The sequence below is a fragment of the Priestia sp. FSL R5-0597 genome, assembly GCF_038006305.1.
Taxonomy (GTDB): domain Bacteria; phylum Bacillota; class Bacilli; order Bacillales; family Bacillaceae_H; genus Priestia; species Priestia zanthoxyli.
Genome location: NZ_JBBOUZ010000001.1, coordinates 838160 through 854983, shown reverse-complemented (window position 1 = coordinate 854983; position 16824 = coordinate 838160). Strand labels below are relative to the sequence as shown.

Genomic DNA, 16824 nt, shown 5'->3' with positions numbered 1-16824 from the left:
TTGTATTCGCCCCTTTTGAAAGCTACAAAAAAAACTCCGTTATTACAAATAAACTGCAATAAGGAGCCTCAGTTGTCTGATAGCTTCATTTTTTACTATTTTTAAATCAAGCATACGGATTAGGTGTAGGGTACTGCTGATTCAACACCCAGTTCCCAACCGTTCGAAGCTTGTATTCAGCTGGATTATGAAGAGTATGAGTTCTTACATTACGCCAGAATCGGTCGTATCCGTATTCAGCATGAACCGAACGCGCTCCCATAACTTCGAATATCTTACTTGTGATATCCAGTGCAGCATTACCAGCGAAAACATTGGCAGCCGCTACGTGAACTGCTAGATTTCCACGTTCTTCTTCCGTTAATTTTCTGCCTTTTTCCCACGCTTCATCCAATATGAGAGCTGCTTCATCTGCAAGTGCACTGGCTGCTTTCGCTTGAATCCAAAGTTCACCGTATTTTCGCAGTATACCTGGATCATCCGAAGCTTTTTCTACCCCTGATGTTAACCAAGGCCGTGTTTTAGAAGCCGTGTAGTTTTGTGCTTCTTCAATTGCTCCAAAAGCGCTTCCTATAAAGACATTCGTTAAAATAATTTGCGACAGCGAGGCTCCAATAGTTGAAAAAGGAGTAGGATTTTTAACAAAATCTTGAACCACTTCATATTCTTCTATTCGTACATTTTTAAAATCTACATTTCCACTTCCCGTCTGTCTTTGTCCCATCGCATTCCAGTCATCCTTGACGGTAATGCCTGTTCTCGCAGTAGGCACGACTCCGTTTAAATATTGCCCCGTTTCTCTATCATTAAACGATAGCCATAAGTACTGAGAATCAGGTGAACCAGAACCAAAAGCTTTTGTTCCATTTAATAGATAACCTTCTGATTGCTTATCGCCTTTTAGACTTTCTACTAAAGGATTAGAGGCATTTCCCCAAAAAGCTTGCTGCTGAACAGATAAAGGATAAAAATAAGCCTGCTGTTCTTCTGTACCTTTGATTCGAATATCTGAGACAAACAAGGAGTGATAGCCGTATAAGTGGCCTAATGCTGCATCGCCTTTGGCCAACTCTCGAACAATAGCCAAAGCTGTTGACCATTTCCCGCCTTCTCCGCCATATTTTTGAGGAATTAATAAATTTAACAGCCCGCTTTGGCGAATAGCATCTTTTTGCTGCTTGGGTGTTCCGCCTTCTTTATCTCTTTGCGCTGCATCCTTTGCAAAAGAAACGGACAGCTTTTTTGCTTGATCAAGATAAATTTCTTCCTTTACAGTGGTCGCGGTCATGTTAAACTCTCCTTTTGGCTCGTCTTTCGATATCGAGCGCCATAGTGTTCATCAGGCAAGAAATGTGATTTTTTAAATAGCTTTTCTCTATAAGTTCCTTCACTGTAATCCATTTTGAATAAATCTCTTTCCTGCAGAACAGGAATCACTAAATCAATAAAATCAGCAAACGTTCCCGGTGTGGTCACATAAGCCATATTAAACCCATCCATGCCCGTATCGTTTATCCATTCTTCCATAAAATCAGCTACTTGTTCTGGACTACCCACAGTAACTGGGCCCATCCCTCCGATACTGACAAATTTCACTACTTCTTCTATCGTCCACTTTCTATCGGGATTACTTATTGTAAATTTCTCTAAAGCAGAACGAACCGAATTCGTTGCAATAAATTCAATGAGCTGTTCTGGCTCATAGGCAGAAACATCAATTCCCGTCCAGCCGCTAAACAGCGTGGCTGCTCCTTCGAAATTGACATAGCTCTCAAACTGGGCAAGCTTTTCCTCCGCCTCTTTTTCAGTTCGTCCAACAATTGGTGTAAATAAATTGAAAATTAATACGCTCTGTGGGTCTCTGCCTTCTGCAGCAATTTGAGCGCGCATTTTTTTCACGTAATCTGCGGCTACTTTTTTAGTAGGAAAACTTGTAAAGATACATTCAGCGTGTTTGGCAGCAAATTCTCTTCCTGGTGCAGAAGCTCCTGCTTGGAATAAAACTGGAGTCCGCTGCGGTGAAGGTTCTGATAAATGTACGCCTGGAACACTAAACCACTTCCCTTTATGATTAATCGGATGAACCCGGTCTGGAAGTGTAAAAATTCCTTTTTCTTTATCTTTTACAACAGCTCCTTCCTCCCAACTTCCTTCCCACAACTTATAGCAGACTTCTAAAAATTCATCGGCAATATTATAGCGGGTTTCATGCGTAAAGTGTTCTTCTAATCCTAGATTGATTGATCCACTTTCAAGGTATGAAGTCACAATATTCCATGCAATACGGCCATTTGTTAAATGATCCAATGTCGAAAATTTTCGCGCAAACGCATAAGGCTTCTCATAAGTAGTAGATACCGTTACCCCAAACCCTAAATGCTTTGTAGCATACGCCATAGCGGAAATAAGTGCAGTTGGTTCATTCACCGGAAGCTGAGCAGCTTGTTTAAGAGCTCCTTCGTTACTTTGCCTATAAACGTCATAAATGCCTAATACATCAGCTAAAAACAAACCGTCAAACTTTCCTTTTTCCAATAGCTTAGCTAACTCTACCCAGTAATCTAACGTTTTATATTCGGACGCCTGATCACTTGGGTACGTCCATAAACCAGGTGTCTGATGTACAACACAATTCATATCAAACGCATTTAAATAAATATGTTTCCCCATAGAAACCTCCAAAACTAATTAAATACATAAATTAACTAAGAATTAAGACTGTTTGGAAGTAATCTTAAAACATATTCTTCCAGAGTGTCAATGAAACTTCTTCCCTTATAACGAAACATAAATGAAGCTATTACTAATACTGAATTAGGATTTCTTTAAAGGTTATTGACTTATTATTCTAATAACTAAAAAACATTACGACGGCGTCTATAACCCTGTAGATAATCCTTTTGATTTGACTGAAGAAGCAGTAAAACAATAAAAAAAGCGGCACATTTTCTTTTGGAAAATGCGCCGCTTTTCGCTTTAGTCTTCAATACAAAGATACTGAATCACTTCTTTTAAACTTTTCTCTTTCATCGATTCGATATGTAAGTGATATCTTTCGAATGACAGATGTTTAGTTAACGGATTTGGTACAATCACACAGCGCAAGCCTGCTGCCATGGCAGCTTTTGCTCCATTAGAAGAATCTTCAAATGCTAAAGCTTCAGAAGGCTCTACGCCTAGCTTTTCAATTGCATTTCGGTAAAGAGCCGGATCTGGCTTCACTTTTTCTACATCATCGCGCGTTTGAATGACTTCAAAATAGTGCAGCAAATCTAGCTCTTTTAAAAATGCTGTTACCCAGTCGCGATATGAGCTGCTTGCTAAACCAATTTTTAATCCAAGTTCTTTTGCTTCTGCCAAGTACTCTGCTACACCTTCTCGGGCTACTAATGATTTCATTTTTTCTTGATGACGTCTTAACGATTCTTGAGCCAGTTCTTCTTTCGTGAACTCATTGTTAAACTGCTGAAGCAAATAATCGTAAAGTGCCGTAGCATCCGTTCCCACATAAGAAGCAAACGTTGCAATCGGTAGATCTACTCCCCTGTCTTCTAACATTTCGCGGTACACCTCGTACCACACTGATTCTGTATCAATAATTAATCCATCAAAATCAAACACAACTGCTTTAATCATAATTTACCTACCTTTTTCTATCTTATCGTTCTTACATAGTAACACGTTCAAAATACGTAATCCATAAATGTGGCTTCCTTAATAAGATAGGCTTAAACAGGTAGTTTCTATCCTTACTTTTCTCCGACTTTCATCAAAGGTGACATTTCTTCTGTTTCCTTAAACTCAATGGAAGACAGCTGCCTTCTAAAACCTTTCGTTGCATACACCAAATAAACTAAACCAGCAATCGCCCAGCCAATCCCAAGTAAAAATGAATTGCGCTCCAAGTTAAGCCATAAAACGCCAATCGCAGCTGCTCCTAATAGTGGCATAACAATGTATGACAAAAATCCCTTAGCCGACCGGTGCTGCTTTTGATGAACAGCATAGTGCGCGATAACCGAAATATTAACAAAAGAAAACGCAATGAGTGCTCCAAAATTAATAAATGAAGTAGCCGTTGCCAGACTGAAGAAAATGGCAGTTGCTGATACAACTCCGACCAATACAATATTTCGCGAGGGAGTGCGCAGCTTAGGATGAACATAACCAAAAAATGACTGAGGTAAAATTCGATCCCGTCCCATTACGTATAATAAACGTGAAACGCTTGCATGCGATGACATGCCTGATGATAATGTTCCTGCAATTCCTCCAGCTAAAAAGACAATTTGAAACAGCGTGCCGCTCACATACATAGCAATTTCAGGAGCTGCAGCGTCTGGATGCTTGAATCCTTCTAACGTTGGAAAAACCGCTTGAATAAAATAAGATGTCACGGTAAACATGACTCCTCCAATTAACGCAACTAAAAAAATAGCTCGCGGAATCGTTTTTTTAGGATTGGGCGTTTCTTCTGATAACATGGCCACTGCATCAAACCCTAAATAGGAAAAACACATAAGTGTCGCTCCCGCTATTAGCCCTGATGACGTCATGTTCTGATTAAAAAAAGGCTTCATAGAAAAAAGGGTTCCTTCCCCCATTCCGCCTAGCAACGCTTTGACTGAAACAGCAACAAACAATACTAAAATCGTCATTTGAAATACAACAAGAAACGTATTGAAATTGGCGGTGAAATTAACGCTTCGTAAATTTAGCAGCGTAACGATAATGACGAAACTGACAACCCAAATCCACGATGGTACCGAAGGAAAAATAGATGATAAATAAATTTGAAAAATAAGTGCGTTAACCATCGGTAAAAAGAGATAATCCATTAGTGCAGACCAGCCAACTAGGAACCCTAAATGTGGATTGATTGTCTTTTGCGTATATGTATAGGCTGAGCCTGCATTTGGAAACACTTGAATCATCTTTTTGTAGCTTACTGCCGTGAGAAGCATCCCGACAAGGGCTATGATATAAGATGTGGGAACGTGTCCATTCGTCATATCAGACGCAATCCCAAACGTATCAAACACTACCATCGGAGTCATATATCCGATCCCCATTAATACAATCTGCCATAATTTCAACGACCTTTTTAATGTTACTGTTTCATGTTTCATTTATCTTCCCCCTTCACTTTATTAAGAACATTCTGACAATTTAACCCATAAATGCATATGATTTAATTTCTTTATATAAAAATGAATGACTTTCATTCATTTTTATATAAAGAGTTGTTACATTTACTATAAGCAAATATATGATTTATTTCTTTAAGTTGGTAAGGGTTGCTAACAAACTATCTTTTTCTTTTATCATATTATGAAAGCGCTTTATTTTAAATAGCTATATATTCCTAATCTCCTGCTATATCCACGCAGAAATACCCTCTGAATAAGAGGGATTTCTGCTTACAAACTGTTATTTAATCATCGTATCCAATGACTCTCTTTTCGTTTTCACTGCAACTAAACTAGCAAAATCATGAATGATTGTAGCTGCAAGCAAAGAGGTTATCTGCGTTGGATCATAAGCGGGTAGCACTTCTACCAAGTCGAATCCAACATAGTTAAATCCCGTCAGAGAACGGATCATTTGCAGCGTTTCTCTGCTGCTGAATCCGCCTACTTCAAGCGTTCCCGTTCCCGGTGCACACGAAGGGTCAACAAAATCAATATCAAATGTTAAAAAGCACGGGGTATCTCCAATCGCTGTCTTCATTTGCTCCAAAATCAATGAAAACCCTTGATGTTCAAGCTCTCTTGCCGTTACTACATGGTAACCGAGATCTTTGCTTTCTTGAACATCTCCCGGATGATTTAATGTTCCGCGAATACCAATTTGAAAAACTTTCTTCGGATCTACTAGCCCTTCTTCATATGCGCGTATAAAAGGAGATCCGTGCCAATATTTTTCATCATAATACGTATCCCACGTATCTGTATGAGAATCAAAATGAATCATAGCCACTGGGCCATATCTTTTAGCAGCAGCACGAAGGCTTGCTAAAGTAACAGAATGATCTCCTCCGATTCCAATTGGAACGATTCCTCTATCCATAAGAGCTCCTACCGCTTCTTCCATCAATTCATAGCTTCTGTGAATATTGTGCGGAATAACCGGCACATCACCAATATCAATGGCATTTGTATCATCAAATGGGTATACGTCGTGTACCGGGTGATAAGGAAACAGCGTCATGGAAGCTTGACGAATGGCTTGAGGTGCAAAGCGTGCACCTACTCTGAAAGATGCTGCCGTATCAAACGGCATTCCTACTAGCCCTACTTTTGCATTTTCTCTTTCCGCTGGCAGCCTCATAAATGAGCCCGTTGTACAAAACTCTGGTTTGACATCTGGGGACAATGGATATTTCATAATTTACTCCTCCGTTTCAATGATTTCAGTTAGTCGCTAGGCATTTCCACTACTAAAATCATTGAAAGCAATACAGGAATAAGAAACGTTTGACGACTCATATTCATTGCTCCTTGTTACATTTATTGGTGGTTCAGCTCATTTAATACTTTTTCAAATGTAGAAATGACTTGATCTACTTCTTCAGCTGCAATAGTCAACGGTGGCTCAATACGAATTGTTTTAGAGTTTACAAGCGTCCCAGCTACTAGAATTCCTTCATCAAACATTCCCTTAGAAAGCGCGTAGCCAATTTCATCTTGGTGGAACTCAATTCCAATCATTAAGCCTTGCCCTCTGATTTCAAGTACTTTATCTCCATGGTTTTCAGCAGCTTTCTTTAAACCAGCAAGGAAATATTCTCCTAGCTCTTTTGCACGGTTTGGCAGCTGTTCTTCAATCAACACGTTAATAGTTGCAATAGCCGCTGCGCAGGCAAGCGGGTTGCCTCCAAACGTTGTTGTGTGCATAAACGGATTATCAAAGAAGCTTGAAAACACTTTTTCTTTTGCTACAACCGCGCCAGCAGGCATAACTCCTCCTCCAAACGCTTTAGCAAGACATAAAATATCGGGTACAACATCGTATAATTCTGATGCAAACATTTCACCGGTACGTCCCATGCCTGTTTGAACTTCATCAAAAATTAAGATAGCGTCGTACTCATCACATAGTGCACGCACTTCTTTTAAATAATTTTCAGGAGGAAGAATAATGCCCCCTTCTCCTTGAATTGGTTCTAATAAAACAGCTGCCACATCTTCCCCTACAAGCGCGCACGTTTCAAATGTTTTGCGCATCATGTCAATATCACCAAACGGTACATGACGGAAACCTGGAATTAACGGCAGAAATGGTTTACGGAACATTCCTTTTGCCGTACCTGATAAAGAACCTAGACTTTTTCCATGAAAAGAACGTGTTGTGGAAATAAACGTTGTTCGATCACTATACATTTTCGCTAGTTTTAAAGCGGCTTCTACACTTTCTGTTCCGCTGTTTGTGAAAAAGGAATACTTCAAATCCCCCGGTGTAATATCTGCTAAAATTTTAGCAAGCATCGCACGAAGTGGATCTAATAAGTCTTGGCTATGAAGGGCTTGACGCTGAAGCTGATCTTGAACAGCTTTGACTACTTTAGGATGACGGTGTCCCACGTTATAAATTCCAAACCCGCCCAAACAATCAATGTATTTTTTACCGTTTACATCCGTAAAACAAGAACCTTCATCTGACCATTCAACAGCTGCAAACTGCGTATCCACCGTTACTGTTTTACGATATTCTAAAAAGCCTGGGTTGACATGCTCGCGAAATCCGTCTACTGTTTCTTTCGTAATCCACTGTGCTTCTTCAGCTGACACTTCGCTTTTTTCAATAAGTCCCAGCACTTTGTTGATGTATTCGTTTACTTCACCATATGCTTTGTTTACCTCTTGATTTTTCGTCACTGTATTCATTTTAATATCGCTCCTTCTCTACTTTTTAATTTTTAAACCAGCCGATTGGCTCTACTTGTAAATTAATATTAATTTGTTTTACTTCTTGAAATTCTTCCAATCCAAACGTGCCCAGTCCTCGGCCAATTCCGCTCTGCTTATATCCGCCCCAAGGTGCTTCGTTAAACGTAAAATGATACGTGTTTACCCAAGTGATGCCCGCACGCAGCTTTTTAATCACCCGAAGAGCTTTTGCACCGTCAGTTGTAAACACGCTGCCTGCCAAACCATATTCCGTATCATTTGCAAGCTTAATAGCTTCTTTTTCATCTTTAAACGTTTGAATAACAACCACGGGCCCAAAGATTTCATCTTGCACAATTTTCATATTTGACGTAACGCTACTAAAAACCGTAGGTTCTACAAAGAATCCTTTTTCCAATCCACTGCTGGTGATTCGATTGCCTCCACATACAAGGCGGGCGCCTTCTTGCTTTCCAATTTCGATGTACTTTAATACTTTTTTCATATGTTCTTCACTTACAAGAGGACCCATTTCAATCTCTTGGTCCATTCCATTTCCTACTTTAATTTTTTGAGCACGTTCTGCAAAACGTTCGATAAATCGCTCAGCAATGCTTTCTTCTACTAAAATACGAGAACCTGCAGCGCAAATTTGGCCGCTCCCTGCAAAAATTCCAAACAAGGCATAATCTACAGCTGTTTCAAAATCAGCGTCAGCAAATATAATGTTCGGTGACTTTCCTCCAAGTTCTAAAGATACCTTCGTTACATTTTCTGCTGCTTGACGCATAATGTGTTTTCCAGTTACCGTTCCGCCTGTAAAAGAAATCTTATCAACACGCTTATCTTGAATAAGCGTATTTCCCACAGTATCTCCGGCTCCCATAACAAGGTTTGCCACTCCTTTTGGCAATCCTACGCTTTCTAAGATCTCAAAAAGTTTTGTAGGAGTAACTGGTGTCACTTCAGAAGGTTTAAATACAATCGTATTTCCTGCAGCTAAAGCAGGTGCAATTTTCCACACGCTCATTAATAGCGGATAATTCCAAGGTACAATCAATCCGCACACGCCGATTGGTTCTTTTATAACCATTGCTTGCATAGGTGCAGGAACGCTGTACGTTTGACCGTCTGGCTTTGTAATTAACCCAGCGTAATACCTAAAACAAGCAGCTGCATCTTCCACATCAGCCTCAGCTTCACGATAGGGCTTTCCGTTATCCATTGTTTCTAATGCTGCTAGTTCTTCTTTCGCTTCCTCAAGCTTATCGGCAATCTTGAATAAGATGGCTGCTCTGTCAGATGCAGAAGTCTCAGACCAAATTCCGTTGTCAAAGGCTTCTCGTGCTGCTTCAATTGCTGCTTTCATATCTTCTGCGCTGCCTTCTGCAGCATATCCAATCACTTCACCTGTCGCTGGATTAACAGTAGAGCGCTGCTTCTCTGCTTTTCTCCACTCTCCGTTTATGTACATATTCAAGGTTAAAGTTTTAACGGCTGTACGATCCATAAAATACCTCCTTATCGAATAACGACTGATTGTCAGTCATTTTAAACCTTAAAAAACTTATAATTCTGATAATTAATTGTATATTTTGAATGAATGTCAGTCATTTTAGTAGATGTAATATCAGCAGTGCTAATATTACACGGATGGCACAAGAGAACGCTTTAAGAATTGAAAAAGTTCTTCCTTTGATTGCTCAAGTGTGACATCTTGCTCTCGCCCGATATAAAAAAGTTCAGCAGCATTTTCAATCAAATTAATCATCGTCTTAGCTGTCCATTTAACGTTAAGCTGCTTGATGACTTCTTCCTTTCTAACAGCCTGATTTAATACCTCTTCAAACCAGTTGTAATAAGGTAAATAAATAGCTTCCCATGTTTCTAATGAATAGTCAAAAGCGAGCCCTGAATAGCATAAAACAAGAACATCCCTATATTCATCTGTTGTTTTATACGTTTCGTCAATCATTACCTCTAATGTACTTAAAAAATCCGTTGCTGTTTTAGCTCGTTCTTTGATTTTTTCAAGTGACAAAGAAAGTAAGTTTTCTGCAATAGCCGGAACAAGAGCATTTTTAGATCTGAAATAAAGATAAAAAGTCCCTTGTGCTACGCCTGCACGCTTTACAATGTCTGAAATTGATGTTTTATCAAGTCCTTTTTCAGATATGACTTCAATCGCTGCCTGTAAAATCTTATCGTATTTTTCACTTGTGCTTGTAACCAACTTTTTCCCTCCACCTATAAAATGAATGACTTTCATTCATTTTACTATAAGAAGTTGAAATTATGCAAGATAAAATTTTCTGAATCTTTAAATTCAATCAAAAATTTATCCGTATGCTGGCTTCAAAAATATTTTTTTATTTTATCAATTTCCTCTCACGTTTCTTATATGTCTCACTGTTATCTTTCTTCCTTTTACAATTCAAGGTAAAAGCTGATGCAAAGCTCTTTAATCACCTATTCTTCCTAAAAAATAACTTTATTAAAAAGATATTTTTTCGTATCGGTTTATACGGCTCAATTGCCGAATTACTCTTGACTTGAAGTTGACGGAGTAAAAAAAAGAGTGATAACATGTAAGACTGATTCTACAGTCACTTATTTTATCCATTTATTTCCCATATTTTCTCTTAACTACGATGTACATTTTTAGCTAAAAATAACTTTATAACGCCGAAAAATCACCCACTCTATTTCACATTTTATATTTTTTATGTTTACCACCTAAAAAAACCGGGTATACACTTCGTTGTGTTTAGCATCCGTTCTACATATCAGTCATATTGATTTAAAACTTTATAAAGGAGTTACATTGCATGAAGAAACTATTTTTAATCAGCATGATTTGTTTTCTTCTAGTTATTACTTCAGCTTGCGGCAACGGTAATGGCGCCTTTAAAGATAAAAAAACCATTACCATCGGCATGAATAACTATACTGAAAACATTGCCTACACGTACGTATGGAAACAGATTTTAGAAGATCGAGGTTATAAGGTTAGAACTGTTTTCTTAGAGAAAGCCGGTGTTTGGGTAGGAACAGCTAATAACGACATTGATATTTCGTTTGCACCATGGCTTCCTACAACAGATGCGCCTTTTTACAAAAAGTATAAAGATCAAGTAAACATTGAAGACCCTTGGCTTAAAAATGCGCGCTTAGGATTTGCGGTTCCCGCCTATATGAAAGACGTGAACACAACAGAAGACCTTACTAAGGTTGCTTCTGATGTCGATAACAAAGTTATTGGAATTGACCCAGGCTCCAGCATTAACGGATTAGCCGAACAAGCGTTAAAAGATTATAACCTTAAAAGCTATACGCTTGTAAAATCGTCTGAGGCAGCTATGCTCAGTGAACTGCGCAAAGCCTATGAGGCAAAAAAACCAATTGTTGTTACTATGTGGAATCCTCACTGGGCTTTTGCAGACTTTGACATCAAATATTTAGAAGATCCTAAAAACTCGTTTGGAGACCCTGACAACATTTACACAATGACAAGCAAGGAATTTAAAAAGACAAATCCTCAAGTCATAAAATGGATGAATAATGCACAGATGAACGATAAATTAATCAGTCCTCTTCTGTCACAAGTTGAAAAATCTTCAAACCCTGAAGAAGCAGCACAGAAATGGGTAAAAAAACATAAAAAGTTAATCGATAGTTGGACGAAAAAGTAATGAACGTAAAAGAAAACAACAATTGAGGTGGACATATGGAACACGTAAAATTAAAAGTACAAAATATAACCAAAGTGTTTGGTAAGAATCCGTCAAAAGCGATTGATTTACTTCAAAAAGGAAAAACAAAAAAAGAAATTCTAGAAGAAACAGGAATGACAATTGGAGTTAATCAAGCAAACTTCGAAATCAAATCCGGTGAAATCTTCGTCATTATGGGCCTGTCTGGAAGCGGTAAATCCACTTTAGTTCGCATGTTTAACCGCCTTGTTGAACCAACATCTGGATCTCTTATTTTAGACGGTGACGATGTAGTAAAAATGAACAAAGAGGAACTTCGCGACATGCGCCGAAAAAAAATGAGCATGGTTTTCCAAAACTTTGCTTTATTCCCTCACCGTACGGTTCTTGATAACACAGAATACGGATTAGAAGTTCAAGGTACACCAAAAGCCGAACGCGAAAAGAAAGCAAAAGAAGCGCTTGAATTAGTAGGTTTAAAAGGATACGAAAATCAATATCCCGGTGAACTGAGCGGCGGTATGCAGCAGCGCGTCGGACTAGCTCGAGCACTTGCCAATGACCCTGACATTTTATTAATGGATGAGGCATTCAGTGCACTAGATCCGCTTATTCGTAAAGACATGCAAGATTTTTTGCTGGAGCTTCAAGAAAAAATGGAGCGAACAATCATTTTTATTACCCATGATCTTGATGAAGCTCTTCGAATCGGAGATCGCATCGTTTTAATGAAAGACGGCAGTGTTGTTCAAGTAGGAACACCTGAAGAAATTATGACAAACCCTGCCAATGATTATGTAGAGCGCTTTGTCGAAGACGTTAATGTAGCTAAAGTATACACAGCTGAAAGCGTGATGAATCGTGCCGAATCCATTACCGTAGACCGTGGTCCGCGCGTGGCTCTTAAAATTATGCAAGAAGCTGGTTATTCAAGCATCTACGTCGTAGACAAGAAAAAAACTCTTCTAGGAGTTGTAACGGCAGATGATATCAGCCGCGCCATTAAACAAGATAAACTGACAGCAGACGTATTAGATACGGATATTCCGACTGTTACGACAGATACGCTACTAGAAAACTTGTACGACAAAATGGTTATCAGCCGTTTCCCGCTACCGGTTGTAGATGAAAACCATCGTCTGCGCGGCATCATTAAAAAAGAGCGAGTGATTGAAGCACTTGCCGGTACTGATAGTAATGAGGTGAACGTAAATGAATAGTATTCCTAAAATTCCCGTTGGCAATTGGATTGACCATTTTGTCACGTTTTTAAATGATAATATCAAAGGGTTTTTTGATGTTATTTCAGCTATTGTCGATGGTATTGTAAGTTTTATTGTACTAGTGCTAACCTTTCCACCAGCATTAATTTTAATCTTAATTGTCGGAATCATTGCTTGGTTTTCAAGTAAAAAATGGTCATTTACTATTTTATCGATGATTGGTCTATTATTTATTCTTAATCTTGGCTACTGGCAAGAAACAATGGACACACTAGCCCTCGTTTTAACAAGCGTATTAATTTCAATTATAGTAGGAATCCCGCTAGGCATTTGGGCATCTCAAAGCGAAAAGACAGCTCGGATTATTACGCCAATCTTAGACTTTATGCAAACGATGCCGGCATTTGTGTATTTGATTCCAGCACTTTTCTTCTTTGGAATTGGTGTGGTTCCAGGTGTTATCTCATCTGTTATCTTTGCAATGCCTCCAACGATTCGCTTAACGAACCTAGGTATTCGTGAAGTACCCGCTGACTTAGTAGAAGCAGCAAATGCCTACGGTTCAACAACAAAACAAAAATTATTTAAAGTACAGCTTCCATTAGCTACAAAAACAATTATGGCAGGAATTAACCAAAGCATCATGCTATCTCTTTCAATGGTCGTTATTGCCTCTCTTGTGGGTGCTCCGGGACTTGGTGCAGAAGTATATCGTGCAGTTTCTCGACTTGAAGTCGGCACGGGCTTTGAAGCTGGAATTTCAATCGTTATTTTAGCAATTATTTTAGACCGTATTACGCAATATTTTGGAAATCGTTCAAACCAACGAGCATAAGTAAAAAAAGAAGCCAACTCACCGGAGTTGGCTTCTTTTTATTTATGTTTGTAGCACGCTACAAAGATTGCTTCTCCTTGAAACGATTCAATTCCCTGTTGATTCGTTTTGATTTCGAAAAACTGTTTAAATCCGCTTGGTACATTCAGCATATATTGAGTAAGCTCACGCTTTGTCTCTTGGGGAACATTCATCATCGCACACCAGTCATCAAATAAAAAGCGCTTTGGAAAAGTTGTCAGCACTTCTGTACGGAATCCTTGCATTTCAAGCATAGAAAGCCACTCTGTTTTTTTATAAGCACGATAATGGCTTGGATCTCTTGTCTTTTCAGCTCGATTATAAAACTCGTCATAAGCATTCACTTCCGGTGCTACATTATCAATGAGCAAGAACTGTCCTCCTGGCTTTAACACTCGGTATACCTCTTTGATGAACTGTTTAATATTAGGAAAATGGTGCGGTGCAATTCTGCACGTTACCGTATCAAACTCGTCATCTTGAAATGGCATATCCTCAGCATCTCCTTGAACAAACGATACATTTTCATGACCATTTTCTTTAATGAAGCCTTCAGCACTTTGCAACATTTGAGGAGTTAAGTCAAAAGCCGTTACTTCTTGAAAGACAGGTGCTAGCTTATTTGCCACGTGTCCTCCTCCTGTCGCTACATCAAGCAGCTTTCCTCCTCTATTTTCTTCAGCAATTTCCGCTAAAACCGCTAAATCTTTGCCTTTTGCATGACCTTTACTTTTGACATACTTTCCGGCATTCCCCCCGAACTGACTGACCACCATTTCTTTATTACTCATCTATTCTCCCCCCATTTCCCTCTTTAAAACTCTCTCTTACTCTACCTAGTGCATTCACATATTTATTATGAAACGTGTGAATGTATTCTTTTTCTTTCTCCCCACTGATGAAACATGCGAAACAGCGGAGGCAGAAGCAGCCAAATTGTTAAAATACGAAGCACTTGGACCGCTACTACTAACGTCGAATCAGCCTGCAGTACAATGGATGTAGTCGCCATTTCTGCAATGCCTCCAGGAGCAAACGCTAAAATAGACGTGATAAGCTCAATTCCAGTTATTTTGGAAACGAATAGTGCACATACAAACATGGCGGCGATTAAACCAATTGTATTAATAAGCGCCACAACCATAATTTTTTTTACGCCAATGAACATTTCCTTATGAAAGCGAGAACCAATGCTTGAAGCAATAAAAATTTGCGATAAAATCATCACAGAATGAGGCCAGTATGCTTGAAGATTATACCCCACGTACGATGAAGCAGCTGTTTGAACAATTGCAACAGTAAGCATTCCTCCTACTAACCAAGGAGCAGGAAATTTTAGTTTTTTCCCTATATAATAGCCGACTACTGCTGTAACAATTAAAACGCCTGTCCACAACAGTGATCCCCACTCAAAAACACTCGGGGTAACGGACACTGCATGCCGTCCTGTATTACTTCCCCAATAGACTACAAATAAAGGAACAGCAAGCACAACTAAAAACACGCGCATCGTTTGAATGATGCTTACAACTGCCGTATTGGCTCCTACTTCTTCAGCCATGCCTGGCATGGCGCTCATTCCACCCGGAGTCGTACCGAAAAAGCTTGTTAATAAGTCTGTGGAACTGAACTTCCATAGCAAATAACCGGATAAAAGAGAAAAAACAACGGACAGCAAAAGCATAATCGTAATGGTGGACCAGTGAGATTGAAACGTAGTCACCACAGATAAGTTAATCTTTTGACCTAATTCAATCCCTAAAATGCACTGTCCAGCGTACAGCCAATATTTTGGAATGCCTTTTTTGCTTGTTTGAGATAAAAAACGCGGCTTTCGAAAAGCTAGAATAGCAGCTAAAATGAGAGTCCCAAGCATCCAGCCAATGGATAAGCCTGTTAACGATAAAAGAAATCCTCCCACGCTTGTTAATAGAATAAAAAATATAGATTGTAAAAAAACAACTCTTGCGTTCATACCTACTTCCTTCCTTCTACAAGGCTTTTCTTTCTTACACCGAACATTTCTCTTCTTAACTATAGTATAATTTTAGAAATAATTAAAATATCGAAATTTTATTATAAACCATTCATTTTTTTTATTCCTGGAGGGGTAGTATGGACGATCGAGATTGGCTTATTCTACAAGTATTGTACCGTGAGAAAAACATTACAAAAGCAGCCAAGGAGCTATTTATATCTCAGCCTGCGCTTACGCATAGACTGCAGCAGATGGAGAAGGAATTTCATGTTCAGATTGTAAATAGAGGGCGCCGCGGAGTTCAGTTTACACCGCAGGGAGAATATTTAGTGAAGTGCGCAGAAGAAATGCTGCTTACGGTTCAAAAAATAAAAGAAAATGTGTTAAACATGGATGATCAATTAACCGGGACTTTACGTCTAGGCGTGTCTAACTTTTTCACTGACTACAAGCTCCCTGGGCTATTGCGTTTATTTAAAGAGCGATTTCCTGATGTTGAATTCAAAGTCACAACCGGATGGAGCAGCGACATGGCTCATCTGCTTTATAAGCACGATGTTCATATTGCGTTTGTAAAAGGTGATTATAACTGGCAAGATCAAAAAGAGCTGCTTTTTAAAGAAACAATTTGCATTGCGTCTGCACAGCCTGTCGACATAAACAATCTTCCCAATCTACCTCGAATTGATTATCATCAAGATCGTTTTTTAAAAACATCCGTTGATAACTGGTGGGCTGAAAATTACTCTCAGCCTCCCCTTGTCAGCATTGAAGTAGATAAAGCAGAAACATGTAAAAAGATGGTTGTAAACGGACTGGGCTATGCGATTTTGCCGAGTATGCTGCTTGACGATGCTGCAGAGATTTACAGATACACGTTAAAAACTAAAGATCAAGTACCTTTAACGCGCAGCACATGGATGTTTTATCATGAGGACTCCTTAAAAATTAACATTGTAAAAGCTTTTATTGAGTTCATTCAAAACTTGGATTTAAAAGATGTACACTGACAGAAAAAGGTTGAGACATACCGAAATGAATCTAATTCTAAAGACGAACAAATGGGATATATGAGCGGAACTGCTAGAAGGAACGAAACAGATGAAACTACACTTACCACAACAAAAAAACGAACCAAGAATTAAAAACTTTAATCAATGGTTCG

The 16824-nt window shown here is 38.9% G+C and carries 14 protein-coding genes; 4 read left to right on the top strand and 10 right to left on the bottom strand.

What is annotated here, in order from left to right; all coding sequences use genetic code 11:
- Nucleotides 1-106: 106 nt before the first annotated feature.
- The 8 genes from MKX72_RS04440 to MKX72_RS04405 all read right to left on the bottom strand — a co-directional run bounded on the left by MKX72_RS04440 (nucleotide 107) and on the right by MKX72_RS04405 (nucleotide 10122).
- The gene (locus MKX72_RS04440) at nucleotides 107-1288 is read right to left on the bottom strand and encodes an acyl-CoA dehydrogenase family protein (RefSeq protein ID WP_155008499.1); all 1182 of its coding nucleotides are present in this window, start codon (nucleotides 1286-1288) and stop codon (nucleotides 107-109) included.
- Nucleotides 1285-2670 (bottom strand): LLM class flavin-dependent oxidoreductase, encoded by a 1386-nt coding sequence (locus MKX72_RS04435; protein ID WP_155008501.1) that lies wholly within the window; start codon nucleotides 2668-2670, stop codon nucleotides 1285-1287. The genes MKX72_RS04440 and MKX72_RS04435 overlap by 4 nt, the downstream gene beginning before the upstream one ends.
- Nucleotides 2671-2976: 306 nt before the next feature.
- A complete protein-coding gene (locus MKX72_RS04430; RefSeq protein WP_014461428.1) occupies nucleotides 2977-3636 on the bottom strand; it encodes an HAD family hydrolase in 660 nt (219 codons plus the stop codon).
- A 113-nt stretch (nucleotides 3637-3749) separates the two neighbouring features.
- A complete protein-coding gene (locus MKX72_RS04425) occupies nucleotides 3750-5129 on the bottom strand; it encodes an APC family permease (protein WP_033578140.1) in 1380 nt (459 codons plus the stop codon).
- A gap of 301 nt (nucleotides 5130-5430) precedes the next feature.
- Nucleotides 5431-6387: an agmatinase gene (gene speB / locus MKX72_RS04420; protein WP_033578139.1), complete on the bottom strand. Its 957-nt coding sequence runs from the start codon at nucleotides 6385-6387 to the stop codon at nucleotides 5431-5433.
- Nucleotides 6388-6509: 122 nt separating this feature from the next.
- The gene (locus tag MKX72_RS04415) at nucleotides 6510-7886 is read right to left on the bottom strand and encodes a putrescine aminotransferase (protein WP_033578138.1); all 1377 of its coding nucleotides are present in this window, start codon (nucleotides 7884-7886) and stop codon (nucleotides 6510-6512) included.
- Nucleotides 7887-7911: 25 nt separating this feature from the next.
- Nucleotides 7912-9399, bottom strand: a complete 1488-nt coding sequence (locus MKX72_RS04410; protein WP_047751593.1) for an aldehyde dehydrogenase family protein — start codon at nucleotides 9397-9399, stop codon at nucleotides 7912-7914.
- A gap of 135 nt (nucleotides 9400-9534) precedes the next feature.
- Complete coding sequence (locus tag MKX72_RS04405; RefSeq protein WP_028412132.1) at nucleotides 9535-10122, bottom strand: TetR family transcriptional regulator; 588 nt, start codon at nucleotides 10120-10122, stop codon at nucleotides 9535-9537.
- Between the two features lie 595 nt (nucleotides 10123-10717).
- On the opposite strand from MKX72_RS04405, the gene MKX72_RS04400 reads away from it, so the two are divergent.
- From MKX72_RS04400 to MKX72_RS04390, 3 genes are read left to right on the top strand one after another with little or no spacing between them, the layout of a single operon-like run.
- On the top strand, nucleotides 10718-11581 hold the full coding sequence (locus MKX72_RS04400; protein ID WP_155008503.1) for a glycine betaine ABC transporter substrate-binding protein: 864 nt from the start codon (nucleotides 10718-10720) through the stop codon (nucleotides 11579-11581).
- Between the two features lie 35 nt (nucleotides 11582-11616).
- A complete protein-coding gene (locus MKX72_RS04395; protein ID WP_013081886.1) occupies nucleotides 11617-12822 on the top strand; it encodes a quaternary amine ABC transporter ATP-binding protein in 1206 nt (401 codons plus the stop codon).
- The gene (locus tag MKX72_RS04390) at nucleotides 12815-13660 is read left to right on the top strand and encodes an ABC transporter permease (RefSeq protein WP_013081885.1); all 846 of its coding nucleotides are present in this window, start codon (nucleotides 12815-12817) and stop codon (nucleotides 13658-13660) included. Before MKX72_RS04395 ends, MKX72_RS04390 begins: the two co-directional genes overlap by 8 nt.
- 38 nt (nucleotides 13661-13698) lie before the next feature.
- Here the strand turns inward: MKX72_RS04390 and MKX72_RS04385 are convergent, their stop codons facing one another.
- Together MKX72_RS04385 and MKX72_RS04380 are read right to left on the bottom strand one after the other, a co-directional pair.
- Nucleotides 13699-14472, bottom strand: a complete 774-nt coding sequence (locus tag MKX72_RS04385; RefSeq protein ID WP_155008505.1) for a class I SAM-dependent methyltransferase — start codon at nucleotides 14470-14472, stop codon at nucleotides 13699-13701.
- 65 nt (nucleotides 14473-14537) lie between these two features.
- Entirely contained in the window at nucleotides 14538-15656 is a 1119-nt protein-coding gene (locus MKX72_RS04380; protein ID WP_028412129.1) for an AbrB family transcriptional regulator, read from the bottom strand.
- 140 nt (nucleotides 15657-15796) lie between these two features.
- Between MKX72_RS04380 and MKX72_RS04375 the strand changes: the two genes are divergently transcribed.
- The gene (locus MKX72_RS04375; RefSeq protein WP_028412128.1) at nucleotides 15797-16669 is read left to right on the top strand and encodes a LysR family transcriptional regulator; all 873 of its coding nucleotides are present in this window, start codon (nucleotides 15797-15799) and stop codon (nucleotides 16667-16669) included.
- The last annotated feature ends 155 nt before the right edge of the window (nucleotides 16670-16824 follow it).